Annotated in this window: 18 protein-coding genes; 9 read left to right on the top strand and 9 right to left on the bottom strand. The window is 35.9% G+C overall.

Features of this window, described 5'->3' with window-relative positions; translation table 11 throughout:
- The first annotated feature begins 73 nt into the window (after positions 1–73).
- The 8 genes from ACFSTA_RS20715 (at position 74) to ACFSTA_RS20680 (ending at position 8,317) form a co-directional block, all read left to right on the top strand.
- Positions 74–1,090, top strand: a complete 1,017-nt coding sequence (locus ACFSTA_RS20715; RefSeq protein WP_377558742.1) for a DUF3231 family protein — start codon at positions 74–76, stop codon at positions 1,088–1,090.
- Between the two features lie 110 nt (positions 1,091–1,200).
- Positions 1,201–1,677 carry a hypothetical protein gene (locus ACFSTA_RS20710; RefSeq protein ID WP_377558740.1) on the top strand — a complete coding sequence of 159 codons (477 nt, stop codon included), beginning with the start codon at positions 1,201–1,203 and terminating at the stop codon, positions 1,675–1,677.
- Between the two features lie 339 nt (positions 1,678–2,016).
- Positions 2,017–3,009: an ABC transporter ATP-binding protein gene (locus ACFSTA_RS20705; RefSeq protein WP_377558739.1), complete on the top strand. Its 993-nt coding sequence runs from the start codon at positions 2,017–2,019 to the stop codon at positions 3,007–3,009.
- Positions 3,002–4,033: an ABC transporter ATP-binding protein gene (locus tag ACFSTA_RS20700; protein ID WP_377558738.1), complete on the top strand. Its 1,032-nt coding sequence runs from the start codon at positions 3,002–3,004 to the stop codon at positions 4,031–4,033. Before ACFSTA_RS20705 ends, ACFSTA_RS20700 begins: the two co-directional genes overlap by 8 nt.
- A 136-nt stretch (positions 4,034–4,169) precedes the next feature.
- Complete coding sequence (locus tag ACFSTA_RS20695) at positions 4,170–5,987, top strand: peptide-binding protein (RefSeq protein WP_377558737.1); 1,818 nt, start codon at positions 4,170–4,172, stop codon at positions 5,985–5,987.
- 115 nt (positions 5,988–6,102) lie between these two features.
- The gene (locus ACFSTA_RS20690; RefSeq protein WP_377558736.1) at positions 6,103–7,071 is read left to right on the top strand and encodes an ABC transporter permease; all 969 of its coding nucleotides are present in this window, start codon (positions 6,103–6,105) and stop codon (positions 7,069–7,071) included.
- 14 nt (positions 7,072–7,085) lie between these two features.
- On the top strand, positions 7,086–8,006 hold the full coding sequence (gene opp4C, locus ACFSTA_RS20685) for an oligopeptide ABC transporter permease (RefSeq protein WP_377558735.1): 921 nt from the start codon (positions 7,086–7,088) through the stop codon (positions 8,004–8,006).
- Between the two features lie 101 nt (positions 8,007–8,107).
- Positions 8,108–8,317, top strand: coding sequence for a hypothetical protein (locus ACFSTA_RS20680; protein ID WP_377558734.1), 210 nt, complete (start codon positions 8,108–8,110; stop codon positions 8,315–8,317).
- Between the two features lie 59 nt (positions 8,318–8,376).
- Here ACFSTA_RS20680 and ACFSTA_RS20675 read toward each other — a convergent pair whose 3' ends face one another.
- The 8 genes from ACFSTA_RS20675 to ACFSTA_RS20640 all read right to left on the bottom strand — a co-directional run bounded on the left by ACFSTA_RS20675 (position 8,377) and on the right by ACFSTA_RS20640 (position 15,491).
- Entirely contained in the window at positions 8,377–8,790 is a 414-nt protein-coding gene (locus ACFSTA_RS20675; protein ID WP_377558732.1) for an ASCH domain-containing protein, read from the bottom strand.
- Between the two features lie 28 nt (positions 8,791–8,818).
- On the bottom strand, positions 8,819–9,646 hold the full coding sequence (locus ACFSTA_RS20670) for a GNAT family N-acetyltransferase (RefSeq protein ID WP_377558731.1): 828 nt from the start codon (positions 9,644–9,646) through the stop codon (positions 8,819–8,821).
- Between the two features lie 252 nt (positions 9,647–9,898).
- A complete protein-coding gene (gene pseI, locus ACFSTA_RS20665; protein WP_377558730.1) occupies positions 9,899–10,954 on the bottom strand; it encodes a pseudaminic acid synthase in 1,056 nt (351 codons plus the stop codon).
- The gene (gene pseH, locus ACFSTA_RS20660) at positions 10,951–11,502 is read right to left on the bottom strand and encodes a UDP-4-amino-4,6-dideoxy-N-acetyl-beta-L-altrosamine N-acetyltransferase (RefSeq protein WP_377558729.1); all 552 of its coding nucleotides are present in this window, start codon (positions 11,500–11,502) and stop codon (positions 10,951–10,953) included. Before pseH ends, pseI begins: the two co-directional genes overlap by 4 nt.
- A gap of 3 nt (positions 11,503–11,505) precedes the next feature.
- Positions 11,506–12,573 (bottom strand): UDP-2,4-diacetamido-2,4,6-trideoxy-beta-L-altropyranose hydrolase, encoded by a 1,068-nt coding sequence (gene pseG / locus ACFSTA_RS20655; protein WP_377558728.1) that lies wholly within the window; start codon positions 12,571–12,573, stop codon positions 11,506–11,508.
- A 13-nt stretch (positions 12,574–12,586) separates the two neighbouring features.
- Complete coding sequence (locus ACFSTA_RS20650; RefSeq protein ID WP_377558727.1) at positions 12,587–13,318, bottom strand: cytidylyltransferase domain-containing protein; 732 nt, start codon at positions 13,316–13,318, stop codon at positions 12,587–12,589.
- Between the two features lie 10 nt (positions 13,319–13,328).
- Positions 13,329–14,528: a UDP-4-amino-4,6-dideoxy-N-acetyl-beta-L-altrosamine transaminase gene (pseC, locus tag ACFSTA_RS20645; protein ID WP_377558726.1), complete on the bottom strand. Its 1,200-nt coding sequence runs from the start codon at positions 14,526–14,528 to the stop codon at positions 13,329–13,331.
- 18 nt (positions 14,529–14,546) lie between these two features.
- A complete protein-coding gene (locus ACFSTA_RS20640) occupies positions 14,547–15,491 on the bottom strand; it encodes a dTDP-glucose 4,6-dehydratase (protein WP_377558725.1) in 945 nt (314 codons plus the stop codon).
- Between the two features lie 222 nt (positions 15,492–15,713).
- On the opposite strand from ACFSTA_RS20640, the gene ACFSTA_RS20635 reads away from it, so the two are divergent.
- Positions 15,714–16,430, top strand: coding sequence for a hypothetical protein (locus ACFSTA_RS20635; protein ID WP_377558724.1), 717 nt, complete (start codon positions 15,714–15,716; stop codon positions 16,428–16,430).
- A 28-nt stretch (positions 16,431–16,458) separates the two neighbouring features.
- Here ACFSTA_RS20635 and ACFSTA_RS20630 read toward each other — a convergent pair whose 3' ends face one another.
- Entirely contained in the window at positions 16,459–17,022 is a 564-nt protein-coding gene (locus ACFSTA_RS20630) for a class I SAM-dependent methyltransferase (RefSeq protein WP_377558723.1), read from the bottom strand.
- Positions 17,023–17,042 lie beyond the last annotated feature (20 nt).

Here is a 17,042-nt window from a genome sequence, read left to right as displayed (position 1 = left end):
AATTTATTAAGTATAAGTCTTAAATTTAGCGCCAACCTATAAAAAACATCGTGTTTAATGAAGGAGGAAAATAATGCAACACAATATACCCTTAACGGCATCAGAAATATCACACCTATGGACTTCATATATGAATGCTAGTCTTACGAAAGGTGTTTCGTCGTATTTTATTAATAAAGTAGAAGATGAGGAAATCAAACCAGTTATACAAGATATTTTCAACATGGCTATAGAAGCTTTGGACAAGTTAACTGAAATGATCAAAGAAGCAGGTCATCCGATTCCAGTAGGATTCACAGAAGACGATATTAATCAGGAAGCACCCAAATTATACTCTGATGGATTTATGCTCAATTATATCTTAAATGAATGTTCGTTGGGGATGAAATATGCATCCACGGCAATAAGCAACAGCACGAGAGAAGATGTGTATACTTATTACTCCAATTTACATTCAAATTTTAATAGACTGCACCACAAGACTGTAAATATCTCTTTAACAAAAGGAATTTTTGTAAAACCACCTGTAATACCTACCCCTAAGGAAATAGACTTTGTTAATAAACCAAACTTCTTAACAGGTTGGCTTGGCGAACGAAGAACATTAGCTGCCCCAGAAATAGCAAATCTTCATTCAAACATAAAACGGAATGCATTGGGTGCTGCTTTACTTATGGGATTTAGTCAAGTGACAACGAATAAAGAAGTAAAATCATACTTATTACGTGGTATTGACATCGCACAAAAGCATATTAATATTCTTAGTGAAATCCTGCAAGGGAGTGACGTGCCAAATCCAATGGGTTCTGATTCTATGGTAACTTCCTCATCCAATGTTTCCCCTTTTTCGGATAAGTTAATGATGTATCATACATCCGGGATGATCGTGCAGGGAATTGGCTTTTATGGGCAAAGCATCTCTGCAAATCTAAGACGAGATATTGCCACTCAATATACCAGATTAATGGGGGAAGTAGCTCTATATTGTGAGGATGGTGCCAATATTATGATTAAACATAAATGGATGGAGGAACCACCGAAAATGGTGGATCGTGAAAAATTAGCAAAATTTAAGAAGGGAAATGAATAAACTATGCTAAAATATCATCTCAACCAAATTAGTCTGATTATCCATCATAAGGAACGAATACTAACAATAACAGCCCCTATCATAAAATATGCAGAATAAGGTATGACATTATGGAGACAAAGATAAATAGTAAAAGTAAACGATTGGAAGCATTATTATGGAGTATTGCCTTACCCGGTTTTGCTCAATTATTAAATAAAAAGTACATTAAGGGAATAATATTTGTTACCTTAGAATTCATTATAAATGTAATGGGAAACTTTAACCGAATTATTGTTTTAAGCTTCAATGGTCAAATTCAAGAGGCAATCGAAGTGACAAACTACTTATGGTTAATGTTTTATCCCTGTTTATACTTTTTTGCGATTTGGGATGCATATAAAGATGCCGGTGGCGGAAAGAAACCATTTTCATACTTACCCCTCGTATTCTCTGCCTATTTTGTAACAGTAGGCTTAATTTTTTCTCCTTCATTTACAATATTTGGATACTTATTAGGTCCAATGTGGTTACCTATTTTATTTCTTCCTATAGGTCTAATCATCGGATCCATTATCCGATGGATTTTAGTAAAAAAATATGTCTGAAATTTGCTCTCAGCGAATCCACACGCATGAGGGCTTATTTTTGCCTTCATATGTGATTTTAAATTTTTGAAAAATTTAGTCTTGACAAATTAACCTACATTATTTAATGTGTATATAAAATACTACTATTTATTCAGTTACTAACAACACCTATAGTCCACAACCATCTAGTATATGATAGCAATCAACCTAGAATATACGCACACCCTTCTTTAAAATCGTAAAAAATTCAACAATTAACTTCAAAATTTTACACCTTAGAATTTAATAGCTTTACACTACTTTTTAACTACATATTTATCGTTATAATTTTCTTAATTTTCGGAATGGAGTGTTTCTATGTCAAAACAACCAGTATTGAATGTGGAGAGCCTTAAGACCTACTTTTACTTAAACCAAGATCAAATTGCAAAAGCTGTTGACGATATTTCATTTTCAATTTACCCAGGTGAAACAGTTGCTCTTGTAGGTGAATCCGGTAGTGGTAAAAGTATTACAGCACTTTCAGTCATGCAACTTATTAATAAACCAGGGAGAATTATTGACGGTACCATCCAAATGGATGGAGAGGAATTACTCCAATTATCCGCAAAAAAAATGACTAAAATACGTGGAAACGATATTGCAATGATTTTCCAAGAGCCGATGACAGCACTAAATCCTGTTTATACTATTGGCAATCAGATCACTGAAATGCTTCGGAAGCATAAAAAGTTGACTAAAAAAGAGGCACGACTTCGTGCAATTGAGTTACTACAAACAGTTGGAATACCGCGAGCTAGCGAAGTATTTGATGAATACCCTCATCAACTTTCCGGCGGAATGCGACAGCGGGTTATGATTGCAATGGCAATATCTTGTGAACCTAGCCTATTAATAGCTGATGAACCAACAACAGCCCTTGACGTTACAATTCAAGCACAAATATTGGATCTAATGGTAGAGATGAAAGAGAAATTTAATATGGCCCTATTATTAATAACTCATGATTTAGGTGTTGTTTCCGAATATGCGGACCGAGTGATGGTTATGTACGGTGGCCAAATCGTTGAACATGCACCTACGAAACACTTACTACGAGGTACCAAGCACCCGTACACAAAAGGGTTGTTAGATAGTTTACCAAACCTGGATGAAGATGTGGATCGATTAGGGGCTATTAAAGGAACTGTACCACCTGCATCAGATTTCCCTAATGGCTGTCGCTTCTCCACTCGTTGTCCCTATGTAATGGAGAAATGTACACAGTCAAACCCGGAGCTTGAACAAATTGATACGAACCATTATGTTCGTTGCCATCTTTATGAAGACGGGAGGAATTCTCTTGACTAGTCTGGAAAAAAATCTAGCAGAAATAGTGAAACAAGATGAATTAGAAAAAGAAGTACTTGTCGATGTAAAAAATGTAAAAAAATACTTTCCAATTAAAGGTGGTATATTAAAACGCACCGTTGGACATTTAAAAGCAGTTGATGATATTTCATTCCAAATACATAAAGGAGAAACACTTGGAATTGTAGGGGAATCTGGATCTGGTAAATCAACATTAGGAAGAGTAATGCTTCGTTTATTGAATCCAACAGAAGGAATAATCAGCTTTAATGATGTGGATATTTCCAAATTAAACAAAAAAGAAATGAATAAATACCGTCGCGATATGCAGATTGTTTTCCAAGACCCTTTCGCCTCTTTAAATTCGAAGATGAGCGTAGGAGAACTGATCGAGGAACCATTAATAGTTCAAACATCATTATCAAAGACAGAACGAAAACAAAAAGCCGCAGAAATGATTGAAAAGGTAGGATTACGTCGAAGCGACTTACAAAAATATCCACATGAATTCTCCGGAGGGCAACGACAGCGGATAAGCATTGCCCGAGCATTGGTGCTGGACCCAAAATTTGTCATTTGCGATGAACCCGTTTCTGCATTGGATGTGTCCATACAAGCTCAGGTGCTTAATTTAATGAAAGATCTCCAAGACGAATTGGGACTAACTTATCTCTTTATTGCGCATGATCTAAGTGTTGTAAAACACATAAGTGATCGAGTTGCTGTTATGTATTTAGGAAGGATTGCTGAGATCGCACCTAAGAAAGAGTTGTATAATAACCCGCTGCATCCTTATACAAAAGGCTTGCTCTCATCAATACCTGTTGTTGATACGAATGAAAGTGCTAGTATTTCTAGGGAGCGTATCAAATTGTCTGGAGACCTACCAAGTCCAGCAAATCCTCCTTCGGGCTGTACTTTTAGAACGAGATGCCCATTAGCACATGATAAATGTGTAACAGATAGACCTGAACTAATAGAAAAAGAAGATGGTCATTTTGTTGCCTGTCATCTGTACTCATAAATATTGATTCTATTATTAGTACTTGGCTATGTGTCAAGCTTTCTAATAAATTTTATCAGCTATAGGGAGGTGATCATGAAGACATCGTTAACTTGTAGTAAAAAATAATTTAAATTTTGTAAAGGGGGAATTTCTTTTGTTAAAACGTTTTAATGTTAAATTGGCTTTCCTTATTTTAATGTTACTCTTTGGTATCGTGTTAGCCGCTTGTAATAACGATACTGCCAATGAAGGAGAAGGTGAGGATCCTGATGAGCAAACAGAAGATCCAGGATCTGATACTGACGAAGAGGATGAAGAACCAGCGAATGATGAGCCTCAAATGGGTGGAAATCTAGTTGGTGCTATGGATACTGCTCCTGCAGGTGTTTTCAACCCTATTTTCTACGAGGAAGCATATGAAGCAAATATTTTAGACTTCACCCACGAAGGACTACTTACACAAGATGAAACGATGGCATTTGGTCCTGGTTTAGCTCATGACTGGGATATCAATGAAGATAACACAGAAATTACGTTATACCTTGAAGAAGGTGTTAAATGGCATGATGGAGAAGAATTCACAGCTGACGACGTAGTCTTCACTTACAAAACAATGGCAAGCCCTGGCTATATTGAAGCTGGTGGTGTTCGTACTGAATATGTTGATAAATTAGTAGGATATGAAGAATTCGTAAACGGGGAAACTGATGAATTCGAAGGCGTTGTTGCTGAAGACGATTACACGGTTACATTTAAATTCGCTCAGTCTAACGTTACAATTTTAAAAGATGTTGCATTCCAAATTATTCCTGAGCATGTTTTTGCAGATGTTCCAGTAGCGGAAATGCCTGAACACCCTGCAACACTTAATGCAGGGGAAGTAATTGGTACTGGTCCATTCAAGTTCTCAGAAATGCTTGAACGTGAGCAGTATGTATTAGAAAAGCATGCTGATTACTGGCAAGGTGAACCATACCTAGATTCTGTTACATGGCGTATTGTTGACCAGTCCGTTATTTTAGGTCTATTGGAAAGCGGAGAAATTGATTTCATCGCTGATCCAAATGGTGTACCAGCAGCCGACTATGAGTCTGTTGCATCTCAAGATCATATTGAAATTATTGAACAACCTGACTTTGGATATCAATTGATGGGCTTCATCCACAACCATCGTACAGATGAAGATGCTGCAAGCGGTGAAATTAACCCAGAAAATTGGATTCCAAATGAAGATATGAGTGAAAAACTTGTACGACAAGCGATCGCATATACAATTGATCGCCAAGCAATCGTAGAAGAGTTACTACTTGGTCATGGTTCTGTTATCAATGCTCCAATTGCACAGCAGTTCTGGGCATATGATGATGCTGCAGGTACAGATTATAGCGCGGACCTTGAAATGGCAGGATCACTATTAGATGATGCAGGTTATGTTGATGCTGATGGTGATGGATATAGGGATACTCCTGATGGTGAAGAATGGGTTGTTAACTTAAACTACCCAACTGGTAACCAACTTCGTGAAAGATCAGCACCAATTCTTGCACAAATGATTGAGCAAGCAGGAATCCAGGTTGATTTAAGACAACCAAAAGAAATGTCTGCATATGTTGAAGATTTAACAAATAACAATGAAGATTGGGATCTATATTTACTTGGTTGGAGCCTAGGTAGTGGTGACCCAGATCCTTCTGGCTTATGGAGATCAAAAGATGCATATAACTTTGGTCGTTGGAATAACCCAGATTCTGATCAGTTAATCACTGACGGTATCACACCACCTGATGCATTTGATCAATCATATCGTGAAGATGTCTATAGTGAGTGGCAAGGACTGTTCTCTGACGATCTACCTGCCTTATTACTGTATGCACAAAATAAAATTTATGCGTTCAACGAGCGTGTGAATGGTATCGATCCAATGCCATATGGTTTCAATAATGACCCTCAATTATGGTGGGTATCTGAGTAGGAATTGTTAACTGGATAAAGAGCGTGTGGAACACACCGCATGCTCTTTTCCTTTTAAATTACATACATTACACCAATACTACCAAAACAATGTCCTAAAGACCGGGGGGAATTAGATGTACAAATATATCGTTCGTCGCATACTTGTTTTTATTCCGATGCTTTTCGCCCTGACAGTAATTGTATTCGGGCTCGCTAAGGCAGCGCCAGGTGATGCTTTAACAGGACAGCAGCTTGCCGATCCAACTGTGAACCCAGAAGTTTATGAACAACAACGAGAAGCATTAGGATTAAACGACCCAATTCCTGTTCAATATTGGAATTGGTTAAGCTCTACTGCGCAGGGAGATTTCGGTAAATCTTTAATATTTAATGGCCGTTCTGTTGCAGAATTGATTGAGGCTCGTGTCGCAAATACACTTTACTTAGGTTTATTTTCACTATTTATTACGATCATTGTTGCCATACCAATAGGAATATACTCTGCAAGAAAGCCTTACTCCCTACTGGATTATACGGCGACTGGATTCGGTTTTCTAGGTTTAGCAATTCCTAATTTCTTTTTTGGGCTAATTGCCATTTACTTTCTAGCTATAAATTTAGGGTGGTTTCCCGCCCAAGGTACATTATCCGCACCTGGCGTAACCGGATTTGAAGCCTTCTTAGACCGTATTCACCACATGGTGTTACCGGGTATAACACTTGGACTAGCTGGAACAGCTACCTATATGCGCTACATGCGTTCGGAGGTACTAGATGTTCTTGGTAGTGATTATATACGGACCGCCAAGGCAAAAGGAATGTCTGACCGTAATGTGCTTTATAAACATACCCTTCGAAATGCACTTATTCCAATTATCACCTTAATGGGATTTGAAATTGGAGTTTTACTAAGTGGAGCGGTTATTACCGAGCAAGTCTTTCAATACCCAGGACTTGGAACACTGTTTATCAGTTCCGTTACCAATCGTGACTTTCCAGTAGTCATGGCTATTACGTTAATACTAGGAGTACTTATCCTAATAGGTAACTTACTTGCTGATATATTCTACAGTATTATTGATCCAAGAATCCGATATGATTGAGGTGAATTCATCCTATGCAACCAAATCCACAAGAAACGTTATCAACAAAACCAGATCTTACTCCAAATAACCAGAGTAAAAGTAAAAGCCCATTTAAGCTAGCAATGGGTAGGTTTATCAAGAATAAAATGGCAGTAATTAGTGTGTTTTTATTACTAATTATCATCTTAATTTGTATTCTTGCTCCTGTATTTACCGATCAAGATCCTATAGTAACAGACTTATTTCAGATTGAAAAAGGACCGAGTGATGAGCATGTTTTAGGCACCAATGGAACGGGACAAGATAACTTTGCCCGCTTATTGTATGGCGGACGTATTTCTCTATTAGTCGGTTTTAGTGCCATGTTCTTCACATTAACGATTGGGATTCTTTTAGGTTCTCTTGCTGGTTATTATGGTGGTAAGGTAGACAGTATTATTATGCGTGCAGCAGATATCGTGCTTATGCTACCGTTTTTAGTATTAACGTTAACTATTATCGCAATTCTAGATAATATCACCATACCAATTTTTGTAACCATTATCGCGATAACGTCCTGGCCGAATTTAACACGTATTATTCGTGGGACATACCTCTCCTTGCGTGAGCAGGAATTTATTCTAGGTGCCCGTGCCATTGGAGCAACAGATTTTCGCATCATATTTAGACACTTTATCCCTAACGCAATAGGTCCAATTATTGTTAATGCAACTTTGATGATGGCATCTTATATTATCATCGAATCCGCCCTTAGCTTTATTGGATTTGGGATTCCGCAACCTACACCTACATGGGGGAATATGTTATCGGAAGCAATGAATGTTCGCATACTACGAGAGCATCCAGAAGCTTGGATTCCACCAGGAGTAGCCATCTTTGTAACTGTTTTAGCAATTAACTTTATTGGAGATGGACTTCGAGATGCATTTGATCCGAAGAGTAATAGAAGATAATATCAACTAATTAACCTCTCAATTTTTCCATAATTGAGAGGTTATTAATTGTACATACCTTTTCCTCCTCTGGTTAAACTAATTTCGGAGGTGTTCAAAACATGAATGAAAAAAACGGTAAAGCTCCAAAAAATTTAAATGTTCAACTTGGTGGAATGGGACTGTATGGGACAACCAGTAATGAAGAAATAGCTGGGTATAAAATGTCTGGCGATATTGAAAATGCTGGACAGCTTGATAAAGGATTTAAAAAAGAAGAGGGTAGCTCAGGTGCTAAACCTTCGATAGATGATCATGAACAAAGGGATTAACAATCGAAAAAAACTGCTGAGTCAGCAGTTTTTTAATGGAAATTACTATTTTATAAGGGCTATTTGTTAACCTCATCTCCCACAACAGAAACAAGTTTAAAGTGTTCAACAACGATAATGGTATCATCATTCAATGATTTACCTTCCGCTTCTAGTGGTTCTTTCCATGAAAAGATATGATCCTCGACGAACTCTTCTAAAGTAGAATTTTCACCTTTTGCTATTTTCTCTCCTATTTCTCCTTCTATCTTGCCAAATGGTATTTCATAAAAATCCGTTATTTCAATGGTTGCACGGTGAACTCCTTTTTTCGTAAATGCTTCCAGTATATCTCCAATATTACTTTTTTCCTCATTAGGTAATCGATCATACCAGACCTTAGGTGTACATGTAGCTGTCTTTAGCCCATTAATTACTTCCTCCAACAATCTTTCGTCATTTTCATCTCTTCCCCAAAAATCAATTCGTTTCATTACTCTTTCCACCCTTCATTTCACATCACTAATTTTCAAAGGGAAATTCCATCACCTTATAATTAAATTTCCTCTGAAACCCTATACTTTCTGCAACAGCTATGGATGGTTTATTGATCTCCATACAGTCCCAGTATGGAATCATTCTATTGTTGAAGCATTCTTGGACAAAACGATGAGCAACTATTTTCGCTAAATTTTTTCCACGGTATTCCTTCTCTGTCTCAATAGCAATTCCTTGATATTTCTCTGTTGTGAATGAAGAAAAACAATGGCTCACAATTTCATTCTTATAAACGATACAATAACCTAATCCATTCGTTTCAAAATCATCTATGGTTTGCCAAAATTCTAGCACCTTAGATTGAAGTTTATCCTTGTTTTTCAACTTGTTATTTTCAAGTAGTAGTTTAGTTATTTTTTCCATCGAATATTTGGAGTCCATTATAGGTTCTACTTCCCTAACATATAGATTCGGAAACAGTGTATATACTCGTTGCTTCCCAACTACAGGTTTTCGTTTGGCAAAAATAGTTTCTAATTTTTTCTCCCATGCTTTATTTATACCAAAACCTTCAAACCATTTAAGATCAAGTGCTTTTGATTCTGGAGCTATTACTTGATCGATGAGATCATCTATTTTATCGATGAAGACATCGTTATTTTCATCCCCTATAAAACAAAATCCATCTAAATTACCAAACCAAACAAGGCCACTCTTTGGCTCCTCCGAATCATCAACAAAAATTCGCCCTGGATTTTTCCCAGCAATGATTGCTTGTACTTCATTGACCATGTCTGCATCTGACAGTAACTGCTTGCAAATATTAAATTTAGTTTGCTTTAACTCATACATGTTATCTTCTCCTCCAATCCAATCATTCTAGAAGTATGAACGATTGGAAAATTTCAACATCTGCTTTTTTATTTTATCATTAATTATATTCCATGATTTTCTGCTCATTAAGATTCTTAACTTGTCCACTTCCTCAAATTCAAGTTAAAAGTTTATCCCCTACCATATATTTCATAAAATTTCCAATACTCTACTTAAATTCTATTATAACATGTAATAATAAAAGCCTTTCACATAAATGTGAAAGACCGTCTATAATAGATCCCAAGTTACAGGTGTTCCTTTTTTAACATCATGTTTAACGCATTTTCCAATTAGTATATCGTAGTATTTTGGAGCAAGCCCAAAACCAGGTCGAATTACTCGTAAATTTTTATTAGTGAATACATCTCCTTCATTCATATCTTCTACTATATATAAGGAACGACGAAACTTCTTGGAGGGTTCCTCAGCTTTTGTTGTACCATAGTTTACACTTCCTAAAGACCGCCATGCTCTTTGCGTTTCTGTTACCAATGCTTCCATTTCATGAGGTTCTAACGAAAAGCTAGCATCAACCCCCCCATCCTCACGACAAAGGGTAAGATGTTTTTCAATAACAGTCGCCCCTAGTGCAACACTCGCAACTGCTACCCCATTTCCCATTGTGTGATCGGATAGTCCGACCTGACATTGAAATAATTCCTTCATATGAGGAATGGTTTTAATATTTGTATTTTCTGGTGATGCCGGATACGTACTGGTACATTTAAGCAATATTAAGTCTTGGCATCCTGCCTTCATGGCAGTGTTTACCGTTTCTTCTATTTCAGCAGCCGAACACATACCTGTTGAAATGATCATTGGCTTTTTAGTTTTGGCTACCCTACTTATTAATGGTAAATCGGTACATTCAAATGATGCTATTTTATAGCAAGGAACGTTGAGTGTTTCCAAAAAATCAACCGCTGTTTCATCAAAAGGTGTACTAAAACCGATCATCCCTAATTCATTACACCGTTTAAAAATAGGTTCATGCCATTCCCAGGGAGTATATGCTTCTCCATAAAGTTCAAAAAGTGATTTATTTTTCCAAACACTCTTTGTATCACGAATCCTAAAATCATTTCTCGTTTCATTTAATGTCATAGTATCTGCTGTGTATGTTTGAATTTTTAGCGCATCAGCTCCAGACTTTGCTGCCGCCTCAACAATTTCTAGTGCCCTATCTAATGATTGATTATGGTTTCCTGACATTTCTGCGATGATAAATGGAGGATTGTTTATACCAATTTTTATTGTTCCTAATCGAATTTCCTTCACTTTCATCCCCCTCCCAGTTGATGTAAGAGTACTGGTCTAACATCTACCCATTTTTTTGCAAATAACGCCATTTGTATAACATCTATAAATCGATTATTTTTTTGAACATGATCGATGAGTTTACCTTCTATCTCGAATCCTAATTTTTGATGATACCCCAAACTCTTGGTATTGTCTTGAAAGACCTGTGAACAAACTTTATTTAAACCTACTTCATTAAAAATTTTATCCAATGCTAATATACCCATGATCGTTCCAGATCCTTTTGGGGCAGTTTCATCACCAATATAGAACCCCCACTCACATCGTGAATGGTCTTTATTAATATTGGAAAAACTGACAATGCCTAGCGACTTATTCTTATCATACAAAACGAAAACCATCTTCTTTGGGTCTTTATTTATTTTGTTAAACCATTGATAATGTTCTTCCCAATCAATCTGATGGTCAGTATACATCAATGATCTAACCCTCTTAGAATTTCGCCATTGTAGGATAATATTTAATTCATCATAACTAATCGGTTTTAATTGAAAATCCTCTATATTCACCATTCGTTATTCTCCCTCAACTAATTGTTTAGCAACGGAGTTACTTTCAACCTCCTTCATAATTAATAAAGAAGCATCCATCATGTTTATTAGGCTTTTAGGATCTTGTAATAATTGATGAAGCGTATTTGCTATATCAAGTTCACTTACCTCTTTGCTTACTCCTAAATGACGTATTGCACCAACTTCAGACAAGAAAGTTAATATTTCAGTCTGATTCCTGGCAGTCTCAATGGTAATGGCTGGAAGGCAAACATAGCATCTCTCCCATGTTGTACTTCCACCTGCTCCAATAGCCAGATCAGCTTCTGCCATCAAATCAGCTAAATAATCTATATGATAATGCAAGGTCGTTTGAGGCATAATTGCACATAGTGATTGGATAGTTTGGTAGTTCTGATTGGAAAACCCAACTACGACATCCACATGAATATTTTGCCTATTTAACATGTTAATTGCCTTGAGTGCTTTCATTGTTTCATTGGTTGGATCACTCCCACCGAAAGATATCAGTATTTTGTTTACCAAGCCATTCCGTTTTTTTATATTTCTTATGTTTCTATATTCCTGTCTTAACAATAAATATTTTATTCCTAATAAAGTCTTGGTCGTGTAAGGAACTAAACCTGCATATCGTTCATCCATATTTTTATATACATTCTGATCTAACAATAAATCACAGTCATGCGGACGATTTGCCAAATCATCAATTACCATTATTTTTTTCACATAAGGTTTTAGCTGATGCTCCCACATAATATCGAATGCATAATGATCAATAATTAACCACTCAACTTCTGCTTGCTTTTTTAATATATTGGTGGTTTGCATTGCATCATAATCCCAATAGGTCTTATGCCATTGTAAATCACCTAGATTACTAGTTATTGGTGGTAGTGAGCGAACATGAAATCCTTTAGTTTTTATAAGGTCCATTAAATTTCCTTGTAATTTTCTACAGATAAAAGTAATATTCACCTTTTTCTTACGAAGATCTTCGGCCAGGACCAAACATCTCATTATATGTCCTGTTCCTATCTCCTTAGATGAATCAGCTCGAATAAAGATATTCATTATCTACACACTCTCAATCTTTTTTCTGTTGTACATGTTTATTTATTAACTGCCATTCAGGATATTCTGCTAGTAAATTTATGGTGTCCTCCATCGTGAAGTTTCTATTTTGTGGGTATAGTGATTCTATAATTTTTTTTATAAGGATAAAATCTTCCATTGTGTCCACAGTCCAACGATAATGACTATCATTTCTGCTATTCGAGACATTTAATAATGAAAAAGATTCTGGATGATTTACGATGTATCTAGTTACATGTTCGCGATCGGGTTTAGATACTGCTTGTTTGTGCGCTTCTTTTAATACCTGTAAAGAAAACACCTCTATATCCATACCTCTTGGAAATGTTCGCTCTAATGTGTTAGTCACAAGTTGATACTTGGGGTTATGAAGTAAATACGTTTCTGTTATTCTATCAATAAGTTCAGGGTCTATTATCGGACAATCACCAGTTAATCGTATAACAACATCAGCGTTTACATGCTGGGCAGCCATATAATAGCGCTTTAATACATCTTCCTCTGGCCCTGTATAGTAAAGGATATCTAATGATTTACATAAAGATACTATTTCCTTATCTCTGTTATTATTTGTGGTAGCAACAATGACGTCGCTCATATACTTAGATCTACTTACCCTTTCCAATTGATAGGTTAATAATTCTTTACCAAGTACTTGCTTCAATACTTTTCCAGGTAAACGGGAGGAACCCATCCGTGCCTGTATAATTGCTACAACCTTCATAGTATTCACCTCACTCCACCGCGTAATAAGATATCACCTTTTTTACTGCAGTTATTACATCATTGAGGTCTTGATCAGACATTTTTGGAAACAAAGGAAGAGTAATAATCTCTTGATAAACCTTTTCAGCTTGTGGACATAGCCCTTCTTTATAGCCCAACAGTTGATAATATGGGTGTAAATATACGGGAATGTAGTGTACGTTCACCCCGATATTTTCCTTTTGTAAAGCACGGAAAATCTCGTCACGATTTACACGTAATTTACTAAGGTGTAACCGTATAATATATAAATGCCAACTAGAATTACAATCTTCCTTTTGAAATGGAGTAATAATTTCAGCCATTCCTTCAAACGCTTCATTATATTTTTGCGCATAATCCCTTCTCAAATCAATAAATTTTTGCAGCTTTCTTATTTGGCTTAACCCCAACGAAGCTTGAATATCAGTCATTCGATAATTAAAGCCTAATGCTTGCATCTCGTAATACCAAGGATCCTTTTTATTTATTTTCATTGGGTCACGTGTAATACCATGATTTCGAAACTCTATTAATCTTTCATAGTACTTATCACTATCAGTTGTAATGATTCCGCCTTCACCAGTTGTAATATGTTTAACTGGATGAAAGCTAAACATGGTCATATCTGCAATAGAACCAATATTTTCTCCTTTATAGGTGGCCCCTAGAGCATGTGCAGCATCGGCTATGACTACAAGTTCATGTTCTTCTGCCATTGCCATTATTTCTTCATATTCTACCGGCTGACCTGTAAAATCTACGGTAATAATTGCTTTTGTTTTTCCATTAATGAGAGGTTTTATCGTTTCAGAAGTTATGTTATATGTTTGAGGATTAATATCAGCAAATATTGGTCTTCCACCCATATACAAGGCACAATTAGAGCTTGCTGCAAAAGTCATTGGTGACGTAATCACTTCATCATTTTCAGATATTCCAGCTGCATTACAGGCAGCATGTAATGCAGCAGTTCCATTTGAGAATGCTACAGCATGTTTTGCACCAACAAATGATGCAATCGATTTTTCAAATTGGGAAATAGTCGGTCCGGTTGTAAGGAAATCACTTTTTAATATATTCGTTACTGCATGTATGTCTTCCTCATCGATCCATTGCTTTCCATATGGCAAATAGGAGTTTCTTACAGGTGTACCACCATAGAGAGCTATACTTTCCTTTTTTTTCATAATAAATTCCTTCCTGTATTAAATAAGATCCGTAGCTTTGATCCATTCTTCTGTTTTTTCAATTCCTTCTTCTAAACTATATTTTGGTTCCCACCCCAACATTTCTTTCGCTTTACTATAATCACATAGCAACTTAGGTATTTCACTTTGTGGATGAATATGCGTAACATGTTTAATCTGAGTTTCATCCTTAACAATCATCTCTGCCAACGTATTGATACTTACATCTTTACCAAGTCCAGCATTGATAGATTCACCATTTACATTATCTGAATATCCCGACTCCACTACAAAACGAGCACAATCCTCTACATATAATAAGTCCCGAGTTTGCGTGCCATCACCATAAATTTGTAACGGGTTACCTGCTAGCTTATTTTTTATAAAAATCGCAACAACCCCTCCTTCCCCTCCCGTTTTTTGATAAGGTCCATACGTGTTAAACGGACGAATAATGGTAACAGGAAGACCATAGGCATAATAGTAAGATAAAACCATGTTTTCTGCAGCTAATTTAGCACCTGCATATGGGGAAGCAGGCTTCACGCGATTCGCTTCACTAATCCCATTTTCACTCCTGGCACGCTCATATACCATACAGGTACTCATAAATACAATTTTAACCTGATGTTTTCTACATTGTTCCAATATATTAAACGTACCAATTACATCATTATCAAACGTTGTTCGGGGATTATCAATACTATCTTGAACGTTAATACTTGCGGCTAAGTGGTAGCAAATATCAAATTTTTTCATAAATAAATGATTCAGTACTCGAACATCTTTTATATCCCCATTAATAAATCCCATAAAATGTTTATTAGTTAAAAAATCAGCAAGATTTTCCTTTCTTCCATTAGAAAGATCATCCAACACCCATACTTGGTGACCATCCCTTAGAAGATATTCCACTACCCATCTCCCAATAAAACCTGCACCACCAGTTACTAGGATATTCATGCGTCATCACCCTTTCTGCTCCTTCTTCAACAATCTTAATCATCTCAAAACTATATATATTCATGTAAGCTTTGAATTGTCATTTTTCCTCCATCTAAACCTGATTCCGAATTTCATAATCAGTATAAAAGAACATTTATTACACTTCTACATATAATTACTACTAACATTGGGTAATTTCACTATAGCTTTTCAATCAGAACATTTTGAGGAGAATGATTTATGTCGATACCAGAAGGCATTGCCGGAATAAATAGTGATTCCACTATAGTGTCAGTTGAGGTTAGTAAGTGTCGTGACTGGCAGGGCTACTCTTATACAGAAAAAGGTTGGCATTACTTATCTGCAACAATTAAAGAATATATCAAGAACCCCACCATAACCCCTAATGAATCGATATTAAACAAGTACTACAAAATATATCAGCCTACATCTATTCAAGATTGTTTGTTTTATCATGAAAAAAAAGATGATCGACTTCCACCAATTACAAATAATATCCTTCAATTACCTTGGGGATTTGCTTTTGATATGGGGCGTAAAAACAATCAACATTTTGGACCAAACTCCACTTCATTTATTAAAAAAGAATTCACAGATCTTATTCATATTTATAACAAACTAGCTAAGGAAGGATACCAACCAGATAAGCATCCAGACGGATATATTAAAGGCCACTTTCTAAAAAAATATAATGATTATCGATTTATACTTTCAGGTGGTCAGCATCGGATGGCAGCACTAGGTGTCTTAGGCAATAAAAAGATTCCTGTAAAACTGTACCATAAGTGGCAAAGAGTAATTGATATTGAAAATATCAATGCATGGCCCCATGTTCAAAATGGCAAATATGATTTAGAAACATCTATAAAAGTCTTCAATTCTTATTTTACGAACACCGGAAGAGAAAAGGCAAAAAAGTTAAATCTTTTAGCCTAGAAAAAATTTAAATAGTTAAAACTTATAGCTATTGTTTAAACATCATGAGAGGTCTTTTACCAAGATTTCTTATATTTTTACTATAGGTTAAAATTTCTGGATTTCTAGCTTGTAGGTTTTTCATAATACCAATTACCCTACTACTGTTATAACCACCTTTCGATTCTTCTAATGCGGAAGGTTCAATAAATACAAACTTTGAGGAATGAAATAGTGTATCGATTACTTGTTCATAGCCCTCGAAATGATGCAATACACTGAGGGCAAGTATGACATCGAATTTTTCTTTTTGGACTAGTTTGTTTAATTCGTTTTCGCTTATATGTCTGTTAATTAGTTCTACATGATCATTTTCATTTAGTTTTACAATCTCTCTAATTTTATCGTTAGATTCTATCATTGTTACTCTTGCATTGAAATCTTCTGCTATTCGAAATGAAAAATATCCATTATTGGCCCCTAAATCTAAAACTGTAAAAGGTTCATTTCTATAATTTTTTGTTAATTGTTCTTTAATCTTTTTATACCGATTTTCACACTCTCTTTGACCTTTTTGTACTACCTTCCCTTTTACCCAAATATCTTGATACATCGTATTATCCTCCAAACTTT

It is taken from the genome of Ornithinibacillus salinisoli, assembly GCF_042684965.1.
In the GTDB taxonomy this organism is placed as follows: Bacteria; Bacillota; Bacilli; order Bacillales; family Amphibacillaceae; genus Ornithinibacillus; species Ornithinibacillus salinisoli.
Note: the sequence above shows the minus strand (reverse complement) of the source record. Positions and strands in the feature narration are given on the sequence as shown.